Origin of the sequence: Breznakibacter xylanolyticus (assembly GCF_003254275.1) — a bacterium.
GTDB lineage: Bacteria > Bacteroidota > Bacteroidia > Bacteroidales > Marinilabiliaceae > Breznakibacter > Breznakibacter xylanolyticus.
Genome location: NZ_QKZK01000031.1, coordinates 1 through 25,185 on the forward strand (window position 1 = coordinate 1; position 25,185 = coordinate 25,185).

The 25,185-nt window shown below is 49.6% G+C and carries 17 protein-coding genes; 7 read left to right on the forward strand and 10 right to left on the reverse strand.

The window, feature by feature from the left end; all coding sequences use genetic code 11:
- Positions 1 to 804 precede the first annotated feature (804 nt).
- From LX69_RS14055 to LX69_RS14075, 5 genes are all read left to right on the forward strand, one after another.
- A complete protein-coding gene (locus LX69_RS14055; protein ID WP_170124408.1) occupies positions 805 to 1,536 on the forward strand; it encodes a polyprenol monophosphomannose synthase in 732 nt (243 codons plus the stop codon).
- Positions 1,537 to 1,637: 101 nt separating this feature from the next.
- Positions 1,638 to 2,975 carry a dihydroorotase gene (locus tag LX69_RS14060; RefSeq protein ID WP_111446685.1) on the forward strand — a complete coding sequence of 446 codons (1,338 nt, stop codon included), beginning with the start codon at positions 1,638 to 1,640 and terminating at the stop codon, positions 2,973 to 2,975.
- Between the two features lie 63 nt (positions 2,976 to 3,038).
- Positions 3,039 to 3,560 carry a hypothetical protein gene (locus LX69_RS14065; RefSeq protein WP_111446686.1) on the forward strand — a complete coding sequence of 174 codons (522 nt, stop codon included), beginning with the start codon at positions 3,039 to 3,041 and terminating at the stop codon, positions 3,558 to 3,560.
- A gap of 26 nt (positions 3,561 to 3,586) precedes the next feature.
- On the forward strand, positions 3,587 to 4,108 hold the full coding sequence (locus LX69_RS14070; protein ID WP_146260752.1) for a hypothetical protein: 522 nt from the start codon (positions 3,587 to 3,589) through the stop codon (positions 4,106 to 4,108).
- A 139-nt stretch (positions 4,109 to 4,247) separates the two neighbouring features.
- On the forward strand, positions 4,248 to 5,198 hold the full coding sequence (locus LX69_RS14075) for a CAP domain-containing protein (RefSeq protein WP_111446688.1): 951 nt from the start codon (positions 4,248 to 4,250) through the stop codon (positions 5,196 to 5,198).
- Between the two features lie 38 nt (positions 5,199 to 5,236).
- On the opposite strand, the gene LX69_RS14080 is transcribed toward LX69_RS14075, so the two are convergent.
- From LX69_RS14080 to LX69_RS14090, 3 genes are all read right to left on the reverse strand, one after another.
- Complete coding sequence (locus tag LX69_RS14080; RefSeq protein ID WP_170124409.1) at positions 5,237 to 6,100, reverse strand: patatin-like phospholipase family protein; 864 nt, start codon at positions 6,098 to 6,100, stop codon at positions 5,237 to 5,239.
- Between the two features lie 189 nt (positions 6,101 to 6,289).
- Positions 6,290 to 7,231 carry an aldolase catalytic domain-containing protein gene (locus tag LX69_RS14085; protein WP_111446690.1) on the reverse strand — a complete coding sequence of 314 codons (942 nt, stop codon included), beginning with the start codon at positions 7,229 to 7,231 and terminating at the stop codon, positions 6,290 to 6,292.
- An 85-nt stretch (positions 7,232 to 7,316) separates the two neighbouring features.
- Positions 7,317 to 7,631 carry a chorismate mutase gene (locus tag LX69_RS14090; protein ID WP_111446691.1) on the reverse strand — a complete coding sequence of 105 codons (315 nt, stop codon included), beginning with the start codon at positions 7,629 to 7,631 and terminating at the stop codon, positions 7,317 to 7,319.
- A 495-nt stretch (positions 7,632 to 8,126) separates the two neighbouring features.
- Here LX69_RS14090 and LX69_RS14095 point away from each other — a divergent pair, with 495 nt between their 5' ends.
- Positions 8,127 to 10,115 (forward strand): T9SS type A sorting domain-containing protein, encoded by a 1,989-nt coding sequence (locus LX69_RS14095; RefSeq protein ID WP_111446692.1) that lies wholly within the window; start codon positions 8,127 to 8,129, stop codon positions 10,113 to 10,115.
- A 409-nt stretch (positions 10,116 to 10,524) separates the two neighbouring features.
- Here LX69_RS14095 and LX69_RS14100 read toward each other — a convergent pair whose 3' ends face one another.
- The 6 genes from LX69_RS14100 to LX69_RS14125 all read right to left on the reverse strand — a co-directional run bounded on the left by LX69_RS14100 (position 10,525) and on the right by LX69_RS14125 (position 20,616).
- On the reverse strand, positions 10,525 to 14,073 hold the full coding sequence (locus LX69_RS14100) for a CotH kinase family protein (protein ID WP_111446693.1): 3,549 nt from the start codon (positions 14,071 to 14,073) through the stop codon (positions 10,525 to 10,527).
- Between the two features lie 217 nt (positions 14,074 to 14,290).
- Positions 14,291 to 16,378 (reverse strand): peptidylprolyl isomerase, encoded by a 2,088-nt coding sequence (locus LX69_RS14105; RefSeq protein WP_111446694.1) that lies wholly within the window; start codon positions 16,376 to 16,378, stop codon positions 14,291 to 14,293.
- Between the two features lie 109 nt (positions 16,379 to 16,487).
- Complete coding sequence (locus tag LX69_RS14110; protein WP_111446695.1) at positions 16,488 to 17,750, reverse strand: hemolysin family protein; 1,263 nt, start codon at positions 17,748 to 17,750, stop codon at positions 16,488 to 16,490.
- Between the two features lie 47 nt (positions 17,751 to 17,797).
- Positions 17,798 to 18,382 (reverse strand): LPS export ABC transporter periplasmic protein LptC, encoded by a 585-nt coding sequence (gene lptC / locus LX69_RS14115; RefSeq protein WP_111446696.1) that lies wholly within the window; start codon positions 18,380 to 18,382, stop codon positions 17,798 to 17,800.
- Positions 18,382 to 19,737: a tetratricopeptide repeat protein gene (locus LX69_RS14120; RefSeq protein ID WP_111446697.1), complete on the reverse strand. Its 1,356-nt coding sequence runs from the start codon at positions 19,735 to 19,737 to the stop codon at positions 18,382 to 18,384. Before LX69_RS14120 ends, lptC begins: the two co-directional genes overlap by 1 nt.
- A gap of 147 nt (positions 19,738 to 19,884) precedes the next feature.
- On the reverse strand, positions 19,885 to 20,616 hold the full coding sequence (locus tag LX69_RS14125) for a type III pantothenate kinase (RefSeq protein ID WP_245935024.1): 732 nt from the start codon (positions 20,614 to 20,616) through the stop codon (positions 19,885 to 19,887).
- 155 nt (positions 20,617 to 20,771) lie between these two features.
- On the opposite strand from LX69_RS14125, the gene LX69_RS14130 reads away from it, so the two are divergent.
- Entirely contained in the window at positions 20,772 to 21,836 is a 1,065-nt protein-coding gene (locus LX69_RS14130) for a response regulator (protein WP_111446698.1), read from the forward strand.
- Here the strand turns inward: LX69_RS14130 and mfd are convergent.
- Positions 21,824 to 25,183, reverse strand: a complete 3,360-nt coding sequence (mfd, locus tag LX69_RS14135) for a transcription-repair coupling factor (protein WP_245935025.1) — start codon at positions 25,181 to 25,183, stop codon at positions 21,824 to 21,826. The genes LX69_RS14130 and mfd overlap by 13 nt on opposite strands.
- Between the last annotated feature and the right edge of the window lie 2 nt (positions 25,184 to 25,185).

A 25,185-nucleotide genomic window follows, 5' to 3' on the forward strand; every position in this document is an offset into this window, starting at 1 on the left:
ACGTGGGGGTTACGAGAGAGAGGAAAATGGAATAAAGTACAGGCAATGGGCGGAAACGACGGGAAACCGGCATCTGAGATGCGGTTTGAGCGAAGTAACATGCGTCATGATGAGGCTCTCTCGTGTGGCTTTTTTCTATCAAACGCCCCTTTTGTTTTATCAATCCAACCACAACACACCCTTTTTGACGGGAAAATCACCACATCTACTATATAACAATTTTGAGTTATCTGCTTTGTTATTTAAACGCATGGCGTAACAAAATAACTCAGCGCCTTCGCGCCTCAGCGTTTATTTTGACAAAGAGCCTCCGTGTCTACTATATAACAATTTTGAGTTATCTGCTTTGTTATTTAAACGCATGGCGTAACAAAATAACTCAGCGCCTTCGCGCCTTTGCGTTTATTCTGACTCCGTGATAACAACACACAAAAAGTAACATCGTCGAAAACATACCTGTGTCGTACCTAATTCGCACCTTATTCGGGGCTTCTTCGACTCAGAGTCGAAGCCGTATCGAAGCGGGGTCGAAGAACGGTCGAAGAAACCCCGAAGCGGTCCCGAAGATGGGACGAAGCGATGTCGAAGAAACTTCCAATTACAAATAGGGAAATATGGAATCAATAAACATATTTAATAAACTAAAAATCCCCCAACAAGACATCCTGAAGTCAACTTTTTGAAAACAGGGTGTGAAATCTTTTTAAAGCAATGATTGAACAATCTTATTATTTTTGCATCAACAGCGGATAACCTCCATGCGCGCACGAACACGAAACATTCTTATCAAACAAGCAGATTCACATGACAAAAAACCTGGTCATCATTCCTACCTATAAAGAGAAAGAGAACATCGAAGCCATTATTAAAGCCGTTTTCGCTCTCCCCCGCGCTTTTCACATCCTTATCATCGATGACAACTCGCCCGATGGCACCGCCGACATTGTAAGAGACCTGCAAAACGAGTGGCCCGAACAGTTACACATGGTTGAACGTGCCGGCAAACTGGGTCTGGGCACAGCCTACATCACCGGCTTTAAATGGGCCATTGAAAAGGGATACGATTACATTTTTGAAATGGATGCCGATTTCTCGCACAACCCCGCCGACCTTATCAGCCTGCACGATGCCTGTGTGAACGAGAACGCCGACATGGCCATCGGATCACGCTACAAATCGGGGGTGAACGTGGTAAACTGGCCTATGGGGCGCGTGCTGATGTCGTACTTCGCATCGGTGTATGTGCGTGCCGTCACCGGCATGAGAATCATGGACACCACGGCCGGCTTCAAATGCTACCGACGCAAAGTACTCGAAACCATCAAACTGGACAAGATACGCCTGAAGGGATACGCTTTTCAGATTGAAATGAAATTCACCTCATGGAAATACGGATTCAAAATTATAGAAGTCCCCATTGTGTTCACCGACCGAAAACACGGGGCTTCTAAGATGAGCGGCGGAATCTTTAACGAAGCCGTGTGGGGTGTATTGAAAATGAAATTCTTCAGCTTCTTTAAGAAGTATGAAGTATGAACAAACACAAGGACATCTAAAAAAAGGAATTGCAAGACCATCACCACAACAACACTTTGACTGATTGATTGTTTATATCAACAAACATATTGACACAACTTATGCACACCATCCTGATAAAACATGCCACCCTGGTGAACGAAGGGCAACAGATAAAAGGAAGCCTCTTGATAAAGGGAGATACGATACAACAAATCATCCCGGAAGGGACTCCCCTGCCCGATGCCGACACGGTGGTTGACGCCACAGGTAAGTACCTGCTTCCCGGCGTGATTGACGACCAGGTGCACTTTAGGGAGCCGGGACTGACACACAAAGGCGATATTGCCAGCGAATCGCGTGCCGCCGTGGCCGGAGGAATCACCTCGTACATGGAGATGCCCAACACCAATCCGCAAACCACCACCATTGAGAATCTGGAAGCCAAATATGACCTTGCGGCCTCCAAGTCATTGGCCAACTACTCCTTTTACATGGGAGCGACCAATGATAACATGGATGAATTGTTGAAAGTGGATCCTAAAAAAGTGTGTGGACTCAAGGTCTTCATGGGCTCATCGACCGGAAACATGCTGGTAGACAAAAATGAAGTTTTGGCGCGCATCTTTAGCGAAACTTCGATGCTCATCACCACGCACTGTGAGGATGAGGCGACCATTCAACGCAATCTTCAGATTTTCAAGGACGAGTATGGCGACAATGTGCCCTTTTCCAAGCACGGCCTCATCCGCAGCGAAGAGGCCTGTTACCGCTCCTCGTCGAAAGCAGTAGAACTGGCCGAGAAACACAACGCGCGTTTGCACCTGTTGCACCTATCGACCGCCAAAGAGCTGAGTTTGCTCGACAACACCCGCCTGTTGAGCGAAAAACGCATCACCGGCGAAGTATGTGTGCACCACCTGTGGTTCGACGACAGTGACTATGACCGCAAAGGTGCTTTCATCAAATGGAATCCCGCCATCAAGACCCGCGCCGACAAAGAAGGGCTGCTGGCCGGACTGCTGAATAATAAGCTGGATGTGGTAGCTACCGACCATGCCCCCCATACCCTTGAGGAGAAACAAAACAGCTATTTTAAAGCACCCTCGGGCGGCCCATTGGTGCAGCATTCACTGGTGGCCATGCTCAAACTGGCCGAAAAAGGCCTTATCCCCGTTGAGAAAATTGTTGAAAAAATGTGCCACGCCCCCGCCGACCTGTTCCGGGTGGAGAGACGCGGCTACCTCCGTCCCGGATACTTTGCAGATGTGGTGTTGGTCGAAAAAAGCAGTTGGATCGTATCTAATGAGAACATCCTGTACAAGTGCGGTTGGTCACCCTTCGATGGTGAAACATTCACCCACCGGATTACCCACACCTTTGTCAACGGACACCTCGTATGGGAAAACGGCACCATATATGCCGATAAGACAGGCAAGCGACTGACGTTTAACGCATGAAGTGCATTACGTGCAAACCTTAAGAGAGAGTAAAGAATAATTTTGACCATAAAATCTCATAAGATGCTTCATCACATACACATCAAAACACGACTGGCACTCACCATCATCGTTTCAAGCATCATCACAGCCTGTACCCAACCTTCATCGGTCGAAGGGCGCATGACTCTTTCTCCCCAAGCAATGGTGGCTGACACCATTTATTACCCGGTACGCATCAAAAACCTGAACCCCGAGGATGAATGGGCATCGGAACGAATCAAAAAACTCAACCGGAAAAAGTTGGTGGATGATATTTTTGAAGCGGTTTACTCAGGCAAAGCTACTGCATACAACTATCTGACCGACGCCCCTATCGATGCCAATCACTTAAAACAGCAGGAAAACGAGGGGGAACTAAACCGCGACGAAGTGGCCGAACTGGAGTTTCGCGAAACGTGGTGGTACGATGTCGATGGTAACCTGTTTGAAAAAAAGGTGCAATCCATCCTGGTGGCATCGGCACTTTACGATTCCGACGGGTCACTAAGAGGCATGAAAGCACTGTTTTATGTAAAAACGCAACCTTGTACGGTTCGCAAATAATAACGACCATTCACAACACAAACACCATGATAGAACTTCAACGCAAAAGCCAAGGAAATAAATTCTCGATGTTCCTGTTGCTCATTGGGGGTGCCGTGATGTTTGTTGAAAACCTGTATGCCCGACTGGGTGGTTTGTTGGTCATCGTGTTGGGGCTCATATCTATTTATGCGCGCTCCGGCACACAAATAGATATGGATAAACGCCTATGGCGAAAATACGTAAAGCTGGCCTGGTTCTACTTTGGGACCTGGACCCCCCTTCCACAAGTCGATTACGTGGCCATCATTCGCATGCGGCTCTCGCAGTTGAAATTCAAACCCTCGCAAGCCGGTTTTACACAGGAGGATGGCGGCTATCAGCACAATTACAACATCAACCTCATTTTTAAGGACTCGGCGTTGCGCTACCTAACCATTTACACCGGCGAGCTGGACGACACACTGGAGAAATCGCGCCAAATGGCACTCACATTCCAAACCAAACTATATGACTGCTCCACCTCACGCAAGCATTGGATTGAGTTGGATGAGTTGAAGAAGAAGTGAGAAAGTGGCTGAGGAGGAAAGTGGCAAAGTGCCTAAGGAAGAGAGTACAAAAATACAAGAGTGCAAAAGTACAGTTGACTGAGTAATCAAAATTACGAAATTAACATAAGTCCACCTCGGGGGACATAGGGGGCTAAACATGAAACACCTGTTCCAATACATTTTCATCGTTCTATTATGTGTGACAATCACGGGGGTTGCTCAAAAACCATCACAGGAACTAGAGAATTACATTCGACAGAACGATGCTGAAAAGCGCTTGGCAGAATATAAAGACAACAACGACCTACTGGCTTTAAAGGTGCGCCATTTGGCCGTGATCAACGCATCGCGAAAAAAACACAAGGCTCCGGCTTTACAATTGGACATTTTGGCTTCACGTATGGCCAACAAAATGGCGGCCGATGCTGCGAAGAATGGGTTCAGTGGTCATTTTAACCTCAACGGCGAGAGTCCTTATCACCGTTATGCCTCTGCCGGCGGGCAGGATCACGTGGTGGAGAATGCGGCGGCCACCACTTCGTCGGCCGATTTTGTGCCCGACGACGAGAACATCCTGGAGGGAATGTACGAACTGCACCAGGCTTTTATGAACGAAAAAGCGCCCAACGACGGCCACAAACAGACCTGCATTGGCAAAACGTTCACCCACGTGGGCATTGGGGTGGCCTGGCACGGCAAGGAGTTTCGCTATTACGAAGAGTACCTGAATCGCTATTTGGCGTTTGGCGAGGTGAAATCATCGGTGAAGGCCGGTACCGACATCACCCTGTCGGTGAAGCCGCTTGAAAAAGGATACCACCTTTACAGTGTGGTGGCCTATTACGAAGCCGTCCCGAAGAAGATGACCGCCAAGCAAGTGTCGGCCATTGCGTCGTATGCCGACTACACCTCGAACGTGGCGGCCAACATTGCTCCATGGGAGCTGCCTCAACCCGACGACAAAGGATTCGTACACATCTCCATCCCCACCAAGAAGAAGGGGCTCTACTACATTCACGTGTTCCTCGACACCAAGCCTTACGTGAAGGGCAAAGCCACCACTCAGGGAAAAATCATCGGTTCGGGGGTGGTGGTGGAGGTGAAGTAATCACATCATCAAAACAAAGATCCCATAACCGAAACGGTTCAACAATTCCCCAACCACTCCCTCAGCCTGGGCAACTCCTTCTGCATCTGCTCCATGGCCTGATGATACAATGCCTCGAGGTGTCGCGGGTGGTTATCGAGACGCGACACAGTCATGGTAAAAGTGGGTCGGATGACGAACACCGTGCCGGCCTGCTCAAGGGCTTCAAGCTGATCTACGGCTTGGTTGTAACGCCGGGCACGGTTCAAGAGCATATCAGCCACTAATGGATAATTGCGACAACAGCGGCGCACCAGCGCCGGAAAGCGGGGCGGCCGTTTGCGGTAGCCCTTGGGACGGGTGAGCACCACCACCGCGCGGCTTTGACCATTACCCAGAGCCTGTGACACGGGGATGGAGTCAAGCAGGCCTCCGTCCATGTATCTGCTCCCATCGATGCATTTGGGCGGCGAAATGATGGGAAGCGACGAGGTGGCCGTGAGCCAGTCGCGAAATTCTTCGAAACTGCTGCCCGTCACGCGATGATATTCAGGCAGTCCGGTATCAATATTACTCACCACCACCGTCATGCGGGACGATGAACGGGCAAAAGCCTGATAATCGAACGGCAGCAATTGCGTGGGGATGGTACGATAGATGAACTCCCAGTTGAAATAACTGCCGTGTTTGAACAGATGCTTCCAACCGCAATACTGAGGATGATTCACAAAACGGTTCACGACCAGGTTGCGCCCCGGCTGCCGCGACACGTACGACACGCCATAAGCCGCACCGGCCGACACGCCAATAACCTCTTGAAAAAATATCTGCTCGCGCAACAATACCTCGAGCACGCCGGCGGTGAACATGCCCCGAAAGCCGCCCCCTTCGAGAACCAAGGCGACTGATGAATTGGATGACATAGATAGGTTTTGATGGTGAAGGCACAACATTAACTAAAAAAGGTGTCACCGCCATGGCAACACCTCTTTATTTATTGAAGTATCAAGATTTGAGTATCAAGACGCAAGACAGTATGAGGCACTTTCGTTGCTTTGCAAATCGACTTCGTCGATTTGCCACTCTGCCGCTTTGCTACTCAGCTACTTTTCTCACTGATAATCGTGCATCTCCTTCATAAAAGCCACGAAGTCGTTTTTGCGTTCCGAATCCATCCATTTCATGGCACTGCGGGGATGCTCGTTGAGGGCACCGGTCACCAGGTAAGGGATGTGATAGCCCCAGTCGATATCCTTTTGCAGAGGATGAATATGATCCTGAATGGTTTGCAACAGAGGCAGAAGGCGATATTTAGGATTCTTGAGGAATGCCACCAAAATTTCGAGATGACAGTTTCCGGCGCCACGTCCTAAGCCCAGGAGTGTTGCATCGAGATAAGTACAACCTTCCTGAATGGCGGTAATGGTGTTGGCCATGGCCAATTGCATGTTGTTGTGGGCATGAATGCCAATCTCCTTGCCGGGCATAGCTGCTTTGTACTTGCGCACCAGGTGTTGTACCGTTTCGTTGTACATGCTGCCGTAACTGTCAACCGCATAAAAAATGGGCACACGCGACTTGGCGATATCGGCCAACGCCTCGTCTAGGTCGCGCTCGTTGACGGTAGAAACAGCCATCAGGTTGATGGAGACTTCGTACCCCTTATCCATGCAGTGGTGAGCCAACTCGATGGCCTTATCGACCTGATGGACGTAGCAAGCCACACGAATCATGTCGAGGAGGCTTTCGGAAGCCATGGGGATGTCCTCGAGGTCGATGCGGCCAATGTCGGCCATGGCAGAGAGCTTGAGGGAAGTGTTGTTATCTCCCACGATGCGGCGCAAGTCCTCATCTTTACAGAATTTCCAGGGCCCCACCACGTTTCGGTCGAAAGCCTTTTCGGAACTCAGGTAGCCGATCTCCATGTAGTCGACACCCGCTTCGACGCAAGCATTGTACACACTGCGCACGAAATCGTCGCTAAACTGCCAATTGTTCATCAACCCACCGTCACGCACGGTGCAGTCGAGCACTTTTATCTCTTTTCGATACATTGAGGATATGTTAATGAGTTTCGGGTTAAAGTTTCGGGTCAACAACTCATTTGCCACCGAAAACCAACAACCGGAAACAACAGATTTAAGAATTCAGTTGATTGAGCAATGCCAACTCCTTTTGAATATTTGAGTCGATGAGCAGGCGATACATGTCGGCAAAGGTTTGGGGGTCGAGCCCAAGCTCACGAGCCCACTCGGCACGTTTATCGATCACATGATCTTTGCGATCCTGTGCCACAATGGCATGGTGGTCGTGCTTAAACTGCACGATGGCTTTCACATACTCGAACCGGAGGGCAAAGAGCTCCATGATGGTTCGGTCGATGCGGTCAATTTCGTCACGCACTTCTTCTTTACGGACGCACTCTTGGGGCGTTTTTTGCAATTTCAATTCCATCCGACTAACGCTTTCTGTGTTTCAATGGTTTGAGGGGGCGAAAATAGCAAAAAACAGGGCACAATTTGAATATGGCGTTGATTTTTTGTACTGCATCACCTTCCTTTTCGGCCTCAAAACACATCAATAAGAATTTCACAAATGCCCTCCCATCAACAAAAAGAGCGCAATCACATCAACGATAACACCTTTACTCAAAAAAAGCAACACCAAAATGGCTTACGAAAGCGGATGTTTGACAGAATAAATTAATTTTGTCTCACAATTAGATTTTAGCAATATCATTAAAAACGAACCCATTTACTGTCACAAACGTATCCTAGGTGATAAAAGAGACACCCATAGATACGCAACAAAACAGTAATCCTTCATCAATTCACAACAACCGAACCAACTCCCCGGTCGAATGAAACGAGCCACATTTAAAGCTTAGACACTCAGAAGTATGCTTATTGGCGAGTTCCATGTAACCGATAAAAATCAAATTACAAACAGATGAAAAAATATTTCCCACTGCTAATCCTGCTGATATTAATGGCCGCACAAAATACGAGGGCAGAATTGCCTGTTATTACCATGACCACGGCCATGTCATCGGGCAACATCGAAATAGAACTGATTCCGGAAAGTGACACCGAAGTATCCATCCGTGTGGGAACGACCACCTATGCCCCCACGCCCATTAAACAGGATGGAACGACGATTAGCATCCCCATTGTAAGCTCAAAAACCATCGAAATATACGGGACTAGCATTATTGGACTCATTTGCAGCGGAAATCAGCTCACCCAATTGAACGTCTCCAATTGCCCCTCCCTCATCGCCCTCGACTGTAGTAACAACCAACTCTCCTTTGCTACCCTCCCGGCTGTGCTACCTGCCTATCAGGAAGATTACGTGTACACCCCCCAGACTCCGCAACTATTAGCCGATTATGTGACTACCGGGCAAACCATCGACCTGAGTGCCATGGCCACCATTGGCGGACACACGACTACTTTTGCATGGAAAACGGAATACAACATCCCTTTAACCCTCGGCACTGACTATACCATCAACAATGGGGTGACCCAATTTATCAAAGCACCGACAGACAAGGTGGTGTGCACAATGACCAACGAGGCGTTTCCAGACTTTGAAGCCTCGAGCCCGTTGGTCAGTAATTCGACCACCATTGTGCCCCTGTCGGTAGAAATCCACACAAAAAAACTGATTAACGAAGAACTCAAAATTGTCATAACACAAACCGAGTCATCGCCTGTATTTATTGACTTTGGAGATAACTCGCTCACCAGTTACGTCATTGGCACTTCAGGGATGACCATTACCAAAACACTCCAGGTGAACACCCCCGTCATTAAAATTTACGCACGAACCATCGATAATTTGGAATGCCAGTCACAAAAAATTCATGTGCTAAAGCTGCCTTCAGCTCCCTTGATGGATTTACTCTATTGTAACAACAATCAAATTGCCTCCCTGGATCTGACACATTGTCCATTACTGAAAGACCTCAGATGCAACGACAATGCCCTGACCCAACTCAACGTTAACCAATGCACACAGTTGGAGCAATTGAACTGTTCATCGAACCAACTCACTCAACTATTGATTACCAATTGCACACAGCTAAAAGACATTACCTGCTCATTCAACAACCTACTGACGTTGGATGTAAGCACTTGTACCAAAGTGGTAAACTTATATTGCAAAAACAACCTACTGACAACCCTTACCATTACCTCATGCCCCTTGCTGGAATATTTGGATTGTTCAACCAACCAAATCTCGACACTAATTCTGACCCAAAACTCGGCATTGAGGAGCCTCTACTGCCTGAGCAACAACATAACCTCATTAGATGTTTCGGCATGCTCAGGACTAACCTATCTTCGATGCAATAACAACAACATGACATTTTCGACCCTCCCTCTCAAACAATCCGCCTGGAGTGAATACGTCTATGCCCCACAAAAAGACATTGTCGTGCCGACAACCATCACCACCGCAACCCCCATTGACCTGTCTGCTCAATACAACGTGAACGGCATCCAGACCTCCTATGTGTGGAAAACCAACACCGGTAGCGTTTTAACCTTGGGCACCGACTATCAGATCACCAATGGGGTGACCACTTTTCTGAAGATACCAGCCTCGGCAGTTCGGTGCGAAATGACTCATGCATCTTTTCCTTATTTCACTGATTTAGACGTTTTGAAAACCACCTACACCACCATCACATCAGCCAACGACGTGAATGACCGTCTGCAAGCATTAGCCGATATCTTTACAAACAACAACACACTGCACCTCAATTTACAGGGAGTGGCACAAGTCACCGTCACCGACCTGCAAGGTCGCACCATTGCCCAAACCCCCGCCGAGTATGGTCACAACACCCTGGAGCTGCCCGGCTGCGGTCTATACCTGGTTAGGGTGGAGATGCCCGAAGGCAATGTGACGCAGAAGGTGATGGTAAAATAATTTGAGAACCAATACAAGCATCGTATTCTTCGCTGAGGATAAACTCAAGATAAATCCCCTTTAAACCCCAACGGTTATTCAAACCTTTGGGGTTTATTATTCTCGCCTCCTCTCTTTTTTTGCTGTACCTTTGGCTTAGCGCCAACTCGCTAAACATCAAAATCAGGCAATGAAATCGACCCTGCTCAACATCGCTCACAACCCTAGGCGCCTTTTTACAACTGCGGTAATCATCCTGTTCAGTTTTGCACTTGACAGTTTCCCCAATCGACGGCCGTCATTTTTAAATCGACGGCCGTCGATTAATCAAAAGCCCGCCTGCTTTTTTTAAAAGGCGGCGGGTTTTTGACTAAAAACAGTCGGGCTTTTGCCCCTGGAGAACAGAAGTGCTTACCGGAAAAAAAACGATTTACTCCGTCTTCACCACCTTTATCACCTCCTTTTGATCCCCCATGATGCACCGCACTAAATACACCCCTTTGGGAATGGCATTCAAATCCCTGCCTTGCGGCCAGTCGAGGGTATATACGTCCTTATCGAGGGTTTGATCCATCACTCGTGACATCACCCGACCGCTCAGGTTGAGCACATCAATGGTACAGTGCGTCGTTTTTGCAACGCGCAATTCCAGCGTCGTGAAATCCGTAAACACCGTTGGAAAACAATTAAAGCGAGTCTCCTTAATCTCGGTGGGCGGTTCGTCGCCATCTACATCATCGTCTGTGATGGCAATGAAACCGACATTTGCCCGGCCCGGCGTCCCACCACTGACATTGAGCACCCAACTGCTGCTAAGGACATTGTTGAGGCGCGGATTTTTCAGCTCAAGAGTAGCACCCGACTCAGGCACCACTTCGGGCCATGGTGAGGTGGTACCATATTCCAATGCATCCATGGTAACCCCTTGTTTGTTGCACAAAAACAGCTTGTCGCCTTCGCCCCCCAGCCCAAACACAAAGTCACCCACCGATGATTTCACCATTGGATAATGGTTACGAAACGCCCTCCGATCGTGGCACACCATCAGGTATTCTCCAGGGTACAACAGCGTCCCCTCGGGCAAGCTAAACGCTTCTTGTTTACCTTGGTCGCTCAGTGTCCAGCCACTTAAATCAACAGTTGCCGTCCCATTGTTAAGTAACTCCACCCAGTCGCCTGTGTCGCGCTCCGGCGCCGATTGGCAATTGATTTCGTTAATGACCACGTGCACATCCAATTCGGAGGCTGGGGCAAACACGGCTTTTAATGTCACGTCCCCTTGCACTTTGTGAGTGATGACACTTGTAGAATCGGCACGCGATCCTTCCCATCGCACAAATCGATAACCCGCTTTGGGTCGTGCAGTCAGTACAATCGGGATGTTTTGAAAATATGAACCGATAAATCCATCGCTCACCACAATGGTGTTCAACCGCACATCACCCATGTGTGGGCTATTGATGCTGATTTTTACATTATGACGAGTTCCTAGCGCGAAGGTCGTTTGCAAATGGTTCCATGCCTGGGCGGGGCGTTGCGTGGCAAAACTTTTCAGACGGCTCACCTCCCATGCCCAACCACTGTAATCACGATCCCATCGCTTCAAATGATGTTGTATTTCACCCTCGTAGAGCGCTTTGAGCGAATCGATTTTGGCATTGACATTGGCCGGCAAAAAAGTGCTGTTAAGACGGTCGCAGTAACTATTGACAAACTGATTCCGGAATTCGGTAGATGTCAGCAATCGCCTAAAGAGTAGCGTCGACCACGACGGATTAGGCCAATCGACATTGGTCACCGCCATGGCAAACGACAGCGTGTTGTGCCTATACGCTTGCTGGTCGTAAAGCCCAAAGCCGAAGTCACTGTCGTACAATATCCATCGCCACTTGCTATTCTCACTGTTCAATCGCCAATATTTAATATTGTTGCCCGGCCAGTCAGTGTTATCGAAATAGATTTGGCTCACCTGATACTGAATGTAGTTGTCCAGATCCATTTTGTCGGCAACAGCCGCAAAGTTGGCCGAAGTGTTGAGTGCATTGTTCACCGCCGATAACAGCGCCCGGTAACTGGTCGCATCACCTTGCACCACCTCCGTGTTATTGGTAAGCAGGTTTACTTCGCGAGTGCCAAACCCGTGGTTGTCGGCCAAATAGTGCTCGCTGATTTTTTCACGAATGTTGAGGATGCCCCAATATTGTCCATTCAAATAATTGACGGCAGGTTGAAAGGCCAACCGATCCACGTTCATGCCTCGCGTCACACAACTAATAACTCCGTCGCGCATCAGGGCGGAATAAAAATCGTTGCCCCCGTTGCGTAACACCAATGACTGAAACGAATCGATGGGCTTATCACTAAACAATCTGGCATCAAATGCTTTGTCGCCATAGGCATTACGGGCATAAAGCGCCAGCGTTTTTTGTTCATAGGCACGCGTCCAGGCGCCATGTATCTTGATGCCACAACCGGCATTCAGCACCTGTTGTTGATTGGCATTGTATATCTCCACGTTGCCAGGCTTTTCCCAATCCTGCCAAAAGTTGGCTCCGTAATAAGGATTTTCTGCTGAGGCATTGGAACCCATTACATATATCCCCGTTTGCTCATCCCACAAGTTCTCGGGCGATGTGGTCACACTCACAATGGGCAGCCGGTGTGCAATGCCACCAATATATGTCTGCGTGGTGACGGGACCCGGCAAGGTGCCACTGTTGATGATGCGTGCCCTCACCACCTTGTCGCCGCTGATGTTTAAAGGTGCTTTGTAACTCGTCGATGACGCAGTGGGTGTGCTGCCGTCGGTGGTGTAATAAATTTGATCGTCCACATTCTCCGATGACAAGCTCACGGTTGTGCCCTGCGGATAATAACCACCAATGGGCATAAACTGTACTTTATTAAGCACCAGCGAGGTGGTACCCATCTGGCTATTATTGCTCGATGCCGGCGTAGGCGATGTGAAATAAAAAAATTGGTCATTCCCGTCGGGCTGACGGCCATACGAGATATCCCCCTCCAGCGCTATCGCTCCAATAGAATCAACAATGGATCCCTCCGGTGAAACCAGATAAATGGATTCTCCCGAATTGTCGATTTTGAAGTTGGTATGTAAATACGATGCTGACAGGTTGTAATAAGCATGCACCCGGTTGCTGGTTTGGGCGGTGGTTTCGATGCTCAAAAAGGGTATAAGACTCATGTCGCTCGACGAGGCCGATGCATTGTGCCCATGTATGCTGATGATATTCTCACCTTCCCTGAGAAGCCCTGCCGTATTGGCAATGATAAACCGCTGGGGCTGGCCACCATTATACATCAATGCTTCATGATTGATGGCCATAGCGTTGTATGCCACCGTGCTGCCAACGGTGCCCAAATTGGCACGAGCCACTTCGATACCGTTGATGTAGGCCACAAACCCATCGTCATAATCGATGTGCAGCACCAGTTGCTTCACCTGCTCGGCTGCGGAGATCACAAATCGTTTCCGAATAAACACCGACACCGTTTGAAGGGGCAACAACGTAGCGTCATCACCATCGTCAAAACCAAAACCACTGGCTCCTTCCTGCCATTGAGAATCGTCAAAACCGGGCTGATGCCAGGTGGTTCCTATGTTTGTCGTTGGGATGATGTAACGCCAATGGTCTCCACCGTCAATAATTGTCTCCCGATTGAGCGGAAGCGCTGTTCGGTTTTTCCCGCTGGCCATCACTAATAAAAATGATTTGCCGGCCATGCGCATTGCCGGCAGTTGCCATTTGTCGGGTTTCTCGCGATTGTCAGTCAGGAAATATCCATCAACTGCAACCTCAGCATCCGACGTGTTGTAAAGCTCTATCCAGTCATGAGTCTCCTGATCTTCGTCCATTACTCCCGTGTAATTGGCCGATACCATTTCGTTGATCTTGATTTGTCCCGTCAGGACAGTATGAAGCATAAGCAAAGCCAATAGCAGGGTGATTTTTGTCATGACCGGGGAATTCTTAAAGTTTGCTGAAATTAGTTAAAAATAAGACTCACACTGTGCGCCACATGGATATATTGACATGATACTGATTTTATATTGCATCTATACAACTTCATATCTGAACGTATTCGAATGCGTGATGATTCTAACCTGACGTATTGGCATAAAAAAAGCCATCGGTAATGTCCCGATGGCTTTTTTTTATAATTCCTTATTCTGATTAATAGAACTTACTGCGATTGTCCTTAATCTCTGCTTTGCTTTTCAACGCTTGAAAGGCCTGATAGTCCACACGATAAGCTGTCGACTGGCTCAGCTGGGTCTTTTCCGACTCAGCATTCACGTTAGGGTTCGCATCAATAGTGTTCACCTGTACCATGTACACCCCATTCTCACCCTTCACAGGCCCCGACACTGCGCCTTTAGCGCTGTTGGTGGCGAGGGCAACCAGCGCGGGCTCAACGCCTGCTCCGGGAACTTGGAACGAACCAAAGTTAATGCTGATGGCATTTTGTACCGATTCACCCACTTTGCCGGCCACTGCGCCCAACGATGCGGCACCTTGCGATGCGCTTTTGAGGTCGGCAATGAGTTTCTCGGCCTTTTTATCTTTTGCTAAAATGCTCTTTATTTGATTTTGTACGCTCGATACGGAAGCATGGCCTTCTTCTTTGATGTCGATGAGGGTCGCTACCACATACTGGTTGCCAAACTCTTCGATGGGTGATACCTCTCCCACATTGGCACTAAAAGCCCATTTCACCAACGAGCGGGGTGACTCAAGCGCACCAATACGGCGATCCATCGCTTTAATGCCTCGGCCGAAACGAGGTGTCAGGTTTTGAGCCTCAATCGCTTTTTCAAACTGCTCTTTAGTGGGATTTTCAGATGCAAACTTCACCGCTGCCGAGTAAACCTCTTGGTTGGTACGTTCGCTTGGTAAAATATTTTTCTCGTAGGTCGCCAATTCATATTTGGTGGTCATGACACCCAAATCCTGCACATTAATAATGTGCCATCCGAATTGCGATTGCACTTTAACGATATCGCCCTTTTTGCCACCAAAACAGGCATCGTTAAAGGGTTTTACCATAGCACCTTCTTTAAACCATCCCAGGTCACCGCCATTCACTGCCGAACCTTGGTCTTCGGAATTATTACGAGCCAATTCAGCAAAATCGCTGCCTGAATTGACCAGCGTTAACAAACTGTCAGCCTTTTTGTCGGCGTTGGGCGTTTGTGCCGAAATTAAAATATGGCGAGCCTTCACCGAATCGGGCATTTGTTTAATGGCCACCAAACGGGTCAACTTAAATGCGTCGTTCTCTTCGTAGGGACCATAAACATCACCCACAGCAGCTGTGCTCACAAACGACTGCAGTTGTGCTGCAATAGCACTCATGCTTAAATTGCGTGCCACGTAAGGGGCGTTGTCCGAATTACGATTAATGTATTGAGCAGCATCAGTGCTGAGGTTCGCGAAATTTACTTTCGCTTTGACAACAATATCACGAGTGGCGGCGATGTCAGCTTCCGAAGGCACCACATCAAAAGTCACATACTGAATGTCACGCGAAGCCTCTTGCTTAAAGTTATCGAGGTTCTTTTTATAATAGTCTTTGATTTCGCGATCCGAAATGGTGATGGCGCTGTCGCTGATGGCCGAGTAACGTTTCACCAAAAAGTCGAACGACACATTTTGGCTTTTGGCAGCCACTTCGCTGTTAACGATGCCCGAAGTCACAGCCATGCCATTTTTAATCAGGCTTGAATACTTGGCATACAAACGTTCGTTCTTGATTTCTTTCAACAAAAAGTCCCAATAGAAACTGGCCATGGGGTTTTCGGCACGACGGCGAAACGACTCCAAGGCTTGCTGGCCGTCAAAGGCACCGGTTTGCGGGTTGGTAAACATTTGTTTGATGGCGGGATGCACATTTTTACCCGACATGAGTGAAAGCATTTCATCGTCAGTCACCACGATGCCCAATGCTTCGTACTCGTCGGCCAATAATGCTTCGCGAACCATTTGCTCCCAAGCTTGATCCTGAAGGCGAAGTTGAGTGTTTTCGTCGAGTGAGGTGCGATTGTATTGCATCTTTGTCCACTCTTCCAACGCACTTTGCTGGGCTTGATAAGCTTCAATGGTAATGATTTTACCGTTGATTTCGGCCATTTCGTTGGGATCGGGACCAAAAAGTGATTTGCCCGGCTTAAACAGGTCTGTCATCACAAATGCGAAGAGAGCCAGACCGATGATGGTGATGATCACACCGGATTTGCTTCTTATTTTCTCTAATGTAGCCATTCTCTAAAGATTAGTATTTTTCAAAATTCAGGTGACGAATATACAAAAAAAAGTATTCTCAGCAGGGCGATGCCCGCTGTTTGTTGTAAAATGACAAAAATTGTTAATCTCAGTCGTGAAGCCGGATGCGCACCAAATCGATGCGATTGTTTGAAGCTTCTTCGATGGTGACGGTAAAGGTATCGAATTCAATGATTTCATTCTTTGCCGGAATGGATTCGTGGTGATAAAGAATCAATCCGGCCACAGTTTCGTAATCGTCCGATACCGGCAATTCAAGTTCAAGTTGTTCGTTGGCCGTATCCACTTCCACACGCCCCGACAGCAGAAATTCATCATCGTTGACCCGGGTCATCACCAAGTCGTTCACATCGTGTTCATCGTCTATTTCGCCGAATATCTCTTCTAAAATGTCCTCCATGGTCACGATGCCCGATGTGCCGCCAAACTCATCAACCACAAGGGCAATGCTCTTATGGTCGCGCGTGAATATCTCAAGCACCTTGCTGGCAGTCATTGTTTCGGGCACCACCGAGATGGGATAGAGCATGTTGCGAACGCTCTTGGGATGTTTAAACAACTCACTTACGTGAACGTATCCAATAATATTATCGATGGTATCCTTGTAAACCAGCACTTTGGAGTGACCTGTTTTGATAAACAGTTGTTTGAGTTCATCGATGGTATCGTGCACCTCAATGGCTTCAATTTGAGTGCGGGGAATGGTACACTCCCTGATTTTTGTAGATGACAAGTCCAGAGCGTTACGCAGAAATTTCACCTCGTCGGCCACCTCGTGTTGCTGGTTCACTTGCTTTTCTTCATGTTCGCTCAGCAGGTGATCCAGATCAATGCGCCCAATCACCGGGGTGGTAGGAACGGTGGTGCCCGGCGACTTAAATATATACTTAAGCATCAGGTTTGAAACGCCCATGGTCAGTCGCGATACCGGGTAAAATAAGGTGTAAATAACCACCAGAGGCATGGCCAGGGCATTAAGAATACCGATGGGCTGGATGCGAAACAGTGTCTTGGGCAGAAATTCACCCGTCACCAATATAATCAGAGTTGAAATAAGCGTCTGAACCAGCAAAATGGCCGATTGGGAATCAACAAACTGACGAATGGCCGGTTCCAATAGTTGCCCCATCAGCAAACCATACAATACCAGCACAATGTTGTTACCGATGAGCATGGTGGTGATAAAAGTGCCCGGATGGCTCACAAACAGGCTCAATATTTTAAACAGAATGGGATGCTTGCTGCGGTTAAGTTCAAGCAATAACTTATTGATCGACAAAAAGGCCATCTCGCATCCTGAAAAAAATGCAGAGAGGATTAATAGAATAAGAATGATCCCGATGTCGTTCATGATTTCTGGTAGTTGGACCACCGTTTAGTGGGCGTTGGGCAAAAGTGTTATTGCGCCGGTTCTTCAATGTCGAAGATGCCCTGTGGTTGACGGAAGGTATAGGTGGTAAAGCGTTCGTTGGCCTCAAAGCCGATGCCGGTGAGAATTTCGGTTTTAGTGGTGACTTTGGTAAAAAGGTTGCTGTAAATCAACTTTTTGTTTTGATCCCAAAACAGTTGCTCAGTATTGAGAACGTCGCCTTTTTGATTGACTGCTTCCACGTTATTTTTTAATTCCCAAAGCTTTTCGTTGCTCAGAAACTTGGCATAGTTGCTTTTTATGCGAGCGTCTATCTGTCCACGGGCATCGTACATGATGACATTGAGACCCTGAGGAAATTCGGTGTACGGGGATTCTTTTTTATCATATTGTGCCATCTCGGGGGTGAGAAAGCGGTACTTCACCATGCCCGAGTCGTTAATGGTCGTCTCCAGCTTGGTAATGATTAGTGTGGGGATGTCCTCAAGCCCCGTGATGGCCTTGATTTCCTCCGGCTTATTGGACTCACAGGCCCATAAAGAGACAGCAAGCAGCACAATGCTGCTTGCTGTAAAACTCTTAATATTGAAACGTTTGAAATGTCGCGTTGCCATTATCTTGAACGAACAGTGGTGGTTTCGCCAATCCAGCAACCAACGGTATAAGATGCACCAGCGGCGATGCCCTGGAAGAAGAGTTCTTCTTTACCGGGGAAGTGTGCCGCATAGGTATTAATCATTTTATTGGCTTCATCGGCGATAGAAGGATCAACAGTTTTGGCACGGATGAATTTATCAACGGCTGCCCAATAAACGGTTTTGTGCTCAAATTCGTTGGCACCACAACGGTTGGCCGACAAGGCATACAATACACCAATTTGCAGGTGAGGATTTCCCCATCCCGGACGAAGTTCTGCTGCACGTTGGAATTGAGTGCGGGCAGCACCATAGTTGTCGTTCGACATGTACACCATCCCCAATTGGTAGTTCAAAGTGCCTTTGCTTTCCTGGTTTTGCTCCAGTTCAATGGCTTCTTTGTAGAATTGAATGGCTTTGTCGGTTTCTTTATTTTTCAAGCACATCACGGCCAATCCGCGGGCGGAGCTGGATGATGGCTCCAGTTTATGAAGGCTGTTTGACACATTATAAACCAGGTCGTTTTCACACTCCTGACGGCTCAATAAAGTGCTGACACGTTTCAACCAAGCCAGGTTCTCTTTGTTAGCTTCGTATTGTGGCGTAAAAATTTCGGCAATCACATCACAACTGGCAGCGCCACTGGAAGCAAACAACTTCTCAACACCGGCTTTAATTTCACCAAGGTTTGATGACGAAGTTTCGTCGTCAGTGGTGTTGGTGCTTTGATAGTCGAGAATTTCACTCACAGTCGTGAACGCTTCCACAACCTCTTCGGGCTTAATTTGCACAGCTTTAAAGAGGTTCACCGTATTGGTCATGTAAGTGGTCAACACGGCCGGCTGTGTTTTGTTGCCACGACTGGCGATGGTTGATTTCATCAACTCCTGAGCTGCTTTCATGGTGGCCTGGTCGTTGGCTTTGTAGGTCAGCATGTCAATGGCTTTGATACCATTAATGTAATCGGTTGGGTACTTAGAGTGACTACCGAAGTACTTGATGCGCTGATCATAAACCTTCATCAGGTACTGAAACCACATCTCTTTTTTAGCAGCATCGGTTTCCTTACCGATAAAATTTTTCATGATCACCGCCCCGTTTGAGTAAAGGTTCATGGTTGAGAGCGGGCACTCGTTAAAAGCAATCTCCCAATATGGGAACGCGTCTTTGTAATTTTTTTGTTTGTAATACTCAGCATACAACGACAGATTGGTCAAACAGCGGATGCTGTCTTCGCCCTGTCCGTAGCGGGTGTTGGTGTCAACCCCTTTTTGAGCCGATGCGCCCATGGAAAAAAGTAACACGGCGGCAAATGTCAGAATGATTGATTTCATGATGATTGTAAATTATTAAGTCGAATTTCTGTTCCTTTGGTTGGGGGGCAGTCTTTCGGCTTGGATTTGTTGTTGTTTGAACCAAAAGGCGTGCCACTATTTGTATTTCGTCCGCAGCTCCCGAAATAATTGAAGGGGACTCTGGTCTTACGGATGTCGGGTGTGAAAGTTTAAAATCACATTTAATCCGTTCAGTACCAAATTTTGAACGACAAATATGGGATTTTTTACTTTTTCTGCCAAAAAAAGTGCGTCACCGCCGGTGGCAATAATCTGGATGTTAGGATAGCTCTTTTGCAGGCCATGAATGTACCCCTCAATCTCAAAAACCAGGCTGTTTTGTACCCCCGCCACAATGGCCGTTTGGGTGGTGTTGCCCATCAGGGGGGCGTCGATGGCCGGCTCACACAACGGCAGGCGGCTGGTAAACCGATGCAGAGCTTCGAAACGCATGCGCAGGCCGGGGGCGATGTTGCCGCCCAGGTAGTCGCCTGTAGCAGTCACCAGTTCGTAGGTGATGGCCGTGCCGGCATCTATCACCAGCAAATCGCGGTTGGGGAACTGCTCAATGGCGCCGGCCACGGCTGCCAGTCGATCTTTGCCCAAAGTGCCGGGCGTTTGGTAATGGTTGGTGAAGGGCAGGCGCGTATTGGTATCGAAATAAATGGACTGCGGAATAAGGGCACTGAGCTGTTCGAACAGTTTTTCGCCGTTGGCATGCACCGACGACACCATCAAACAGTCGATGGGGTGGCGTTGCGTCAGCAAAACCACTTGTTGTTCGTCCGCATTATTGAACGAATAAGTCGCCAATAAGCCGCTTTGGTCAAAAACACCGGCTTTAATGGCACTGTTTCCCTGGTCAATGACTAAATTCAAGCACAGATTTTTTAAAGATTCATGCAAAGATAACAAATCCCTAGTGACGCCATGCCCGTGTGAGACATCCCGGAACATCTGCCGGTCAAAATCTTCTTGATTGGTGTAGGGGCTTTGTTTATTTTGTGTCAATCAATCATTTGACGACTGATGTTATGAGACGAGTTTTGATCGTGGAGGATGACCGGTTTATTTCATCCATTTTTAAATTGTTTTTGTCCGAATTGGGGCACGAAATTGTGGGCCGTTGCGAAAATGGCGAAAAGGCGTTGGAGCTGTGCCACGAATTGAAGCCCGATGTGGTGCTCATGGATGTGCATCTGCAGGGCGACATCGATGGCATCCGCACGGCCGACCGCCTGCGCTCGGAGCTCGACATCCCGGTGATTTACATATCGGGCGACACCTCTACCGAAGTCATCGAACGCGCCATCGTGTCCAACTCTTACGGATATCTGGTAAAACCGATCAACAAAAAGGAGCTGGGCATCAGCATCGACCTGGCCTATTACAAGCACAAGGTCGACAAGGAGCAGCGCGGACGCGAGAAGAGTTATCGCGAGTTCATCTCCGAACTGCCCATCCCCATTGTCATTGTTCATCAAGGCAAAATCAAATATTTGAACCTGCTGGCGCTCGAAAAAATCATGCGCACCACTTACATCGAAGATGTGATGGGCATTCCCTTCTCAACGTTTGTGGCGCCCGAGAGCCGCGAGGCCATCCATCAAATTCTGGAGATCGAAAAAGATGCAACTCGCAAGTGCACCAACGAACTGGTGGTGTTGCGCGACCTTCACGGGCAGTCGCTTTATGCCGAGGTGTCGGCCGCTGCTGTGTATTTCAACAACAAGCAGGCGGTGCAGTTGATGATACGCGATGTGTCGGGTCAGGTATTTCTGCGGCAACAGTCCGATTTTCTGCAAAGCCTGCTGTTGAATTCCGACAAGCCACTGGTGATGCTCGACAAGAACTTTCATCTGCTGGCCAAAAACAATGCCGCCGAGGCGCTCATTCCCTCGCTCACGGCCGTGCAAACCGGCCAGGTGCCCGAGGAACTCAAACAGGTGATATCGGCGGCCTGCCTGGCGGGGTTCGAGAACTACGACCTGCGCATCGGACTGCAAACCAAAGCCGGGCACGACGTGAAGCTGCGCTGCGTGGGGCTTTGCGACGGGCATGGCACGGTGTGCCGATGGGGCATCACTCAGGCCGACTGAACCGGCAGACCGGCCAAATCGAGCAGCAGGCTTCGCATTTTGGCAATGCTGAACACATGTTTAAACGTCATCGAGAGCCGTCCGCGGCTCTCTTTCATTTCGGCGCGGCGGGGATGTGCCTGCAGCCAGGCCAGCACCTGCGTAAACTCCTTCGACTGGTAAAAGGGCGACTCCTGATTGGCCACAAAGTACAGGATTAGCGTGTTGCTTTTGAGCACAATTTTTTCGATGCCGATGCTTTGCGCCAGCCAGCGGGTACGCATCACCTCCATCAGTTCGAGCGACGGCTCGGGCATCTCACCAAAACGGTCGCGCAGGTTGGTCTCGAACTCGGCCAGTTTCTCTTCGCTTTCAATGCTGTCGAGCTCGCGGTACAGCTGCATGCGCTCGGCCACGTTTTCGATGTAACTCTCGGGAAAAAGCACCTCCACATCGGTTTCAATTTGACAGTCGCTCACGTATTGGCCGGTTGAGGCGGCCTCCTGCACCTGGTCGGCAAACAAGTCTTTAAATTCCGTTTCGCGCAATTCCAGCATGGCCTCGTTGAGGATGCGCTGGTAGGTTTCGTAGCCAATGTCGCTGATGAAACCGCTCTGTTCGCCGCCCAGCATGTTGCCGGCCCCGCGAATGTCGAGATCCTGCATGGCAATTTGGAAGCCGCTGCCCAGCTCGGCAAACTCCTCGATGATGCGCAATCGGCGGCGCGCCTCGTTGGTGAGGGTGGTGAGCGGTGGCGCCAGCAGGTAGCAAAAGGCCTTTTTATTGCTCCGTCCCACGCGCCCGCGCAACTGGTGCAGCTCGCTCAGCCCAAAGTGGTGAGCGTTGTTGATGATGATGGTGTTGGCGTTGGGAATGTCGAGGCCCGACTCGATGATGGAGGTGGCAATGAGCACATCGTAGTCGCCGTTGATGAAACTCAGCATAATTTCCTCCAGTTTTTCGCCCTCCATCTGGCCGTGGGCCACAATGGTTTTCACTTGCGGCATCAGGCGATTGAGGAGCGTTTGTATTTCAATGATGTTTTGAATGCGGTTGTTGATGAGAAACACCTGCCCTCCCCTTTCCACCTCGTAGCTGATGGCTTCGGTGAGAATTTGCTCATTGAACGAGTGCAGCTCGGTGACGATGGGCTGACGATTGGGCGGTGGCGTGTTGAGGATGCTCAAATCGCGTGCGCCCATGAGCGAGAATTGCAGCGTGCGGGGAATGGGGGTGGCCGTGAGCGTGAGGGTATCGACATTGACGCGCAGCGCCTTGAGTTTCTCCTTCACGGCCACACCAAAGCGTTGCTCTTCGTCGATGATGAGCAAGCCCAGATCTTTAAACTGAATGTCCTTGCCAATGAGGCGGTGGGTGCCGATGATGATATCGACCTTCCCTTCTTTGATGCCTTTCACGGCCGTGGTGATGTCCTTGGTGCGACGCAGGCGGCTCACGTAGTCGATGGTGCAGGGAAACTCCTTGAGGCGATCCTTAAAGGTTTTGTAGTGTTGCAGCGCCAGGATGGTGGTGGGCACCAGCACGGCCACCTGTTTGTTGTCGGCCACGGCCTTGAAGGCGGCCCGCACGGCAATTTCGGTTTTGCCAAAGCCCACGTCGCCACACACCAGTCGATCCATGGGAATGGGACGCATCATATCTTCCTTGACGGCGCGGGTGGCCTTTTCCTGGTCGGGAGTATCTTCGTAAAAAAACGATGCCTCGAGCTCGCTCTGCATGTAGCTGTCGGGCGAGAAGGCAAATCCGGCCTCGGCCTTGCGTTTGGCGTACAGGGCGATGAGTTCGCGGGCAATGTCCTTGACCTTCGACTTGGTTTTTTCCTTGAGGTTTTGCCAGGCCGGCGTTCCCAGTTTGTTGATGCGGGGCGGCTCGCCATCTTTGCCCTTAAATTTGCTCACGCGGTGCAGCGAGTGGATGCTCACCAGCAGGGTGTCGTTGTCTTTAAACAACAGTCGGATGGCTTCCTGAGGGCGGCCGTTGACGTCGGTGGTGACCAGTCCGCCAAAGCGGCCGATGCCGTGGTCGATGTGCACCACGTAGTCGCCGGGATTGAGGCGGTTGAGCTCCTTCATGCTCAGTGCCTGGCGGGCGGCGCGTCCCTTGTCGGTGCGGAGCGAGAACTTGTGGTAGCGCTCAAATATCTGATGGTCGGTGTACACGCAAATGCTTCGGCTGCGGTCGATGAATCCGGCGTGCAGGGCGTGTTCAATTTCGAGGTAAGCCACATCGGCCTGGCGGTCTTTAAAAATGGAGGCGATGCGTGCCAGCTGGGTGGGGTTGTCGGAGAGGATGTGACAGGTGTATCCCTCGATGTGGCGTATTTTGAGGTCTTGCTCGAGCAGTTCAAAGTTTTTGTGAAAGACGGGCTGCGGCACGGTGTCGCAGGCCACTTCGGATGCGCCCCACACGTTGCGCGATCCCCAGGTGACGATGCCAAAAGGTTTGATGCCGTTGAGGAACGACTCCCCGTCGGTAAAATAGTCGCGGGTGGCGGGGATTTGAATGGCCTCGTCGTCGGGTTCGATATCGGGGGTGTGGGTGCCGATGCGGTCGTACACCTCGTTGATGCGTTCGATGCAAAAGTCGGGCGCATCGACCCACAGGGTCATCTGGCGCGGGAGGAAGTCGGTAAAGGGCACAAAGGTCTCGTCGCGACGGCTGCCGGCCAGGTTGGGGATGATGGCAATGGTGGAGAGCTGCTCTTTGGAGAGTTGGCTTTCGATGTCGAAGGTGCGGATAGAATCGACTTCTTTGCCAAAGAAATCGACACGATAGGGGTCTTCGTTGGCAAAGGAGAAGATGTCGATGAGGCTTCCGCGCACGGCATACTGGCCGGGCTCGTAAACGAAATCGACGCGCTGAAAGCCGTACTCAATGAGCACGTCGGTGATGAAGTCGAGGTCGAGCTTGTCGCCCTTGGTGATGTTGAGGGTGGAGGATTGCAGGTGGTCGGCCGAGGGGCATTTTTCCATCACGGCCTCGGGGTAGGTCACCACAATGCAGGGGTCGCCGCCCTGGCGCAGTCGGTTGAGCGACTCGGTGCGCAGGATCACCGACGAGGTGTCGGGCTGTGCATACTCGGGCGAGCGCTTGAAGGACGATGGCAGGAAAAACACCGGCCTCTCGCCCAGCAACTGCACCAGGTCGTTATAATAATAGGCGGCTTCCTCACGGTCGCGTACCACCACCAGCTGCGAGCCGTGGCTCCTGAGCGCGGCCGTGAGCAGGGGCACAAACGACCCGGCAGCGTCTTTCATAAAGAGGGTGTTGCGCTGAGCCACAGCCCCGGCAATCTGTTGCACGCGGGGGTCGCCCTCGTAATGTTTGAGTAATGCACTTGCTTCCACAG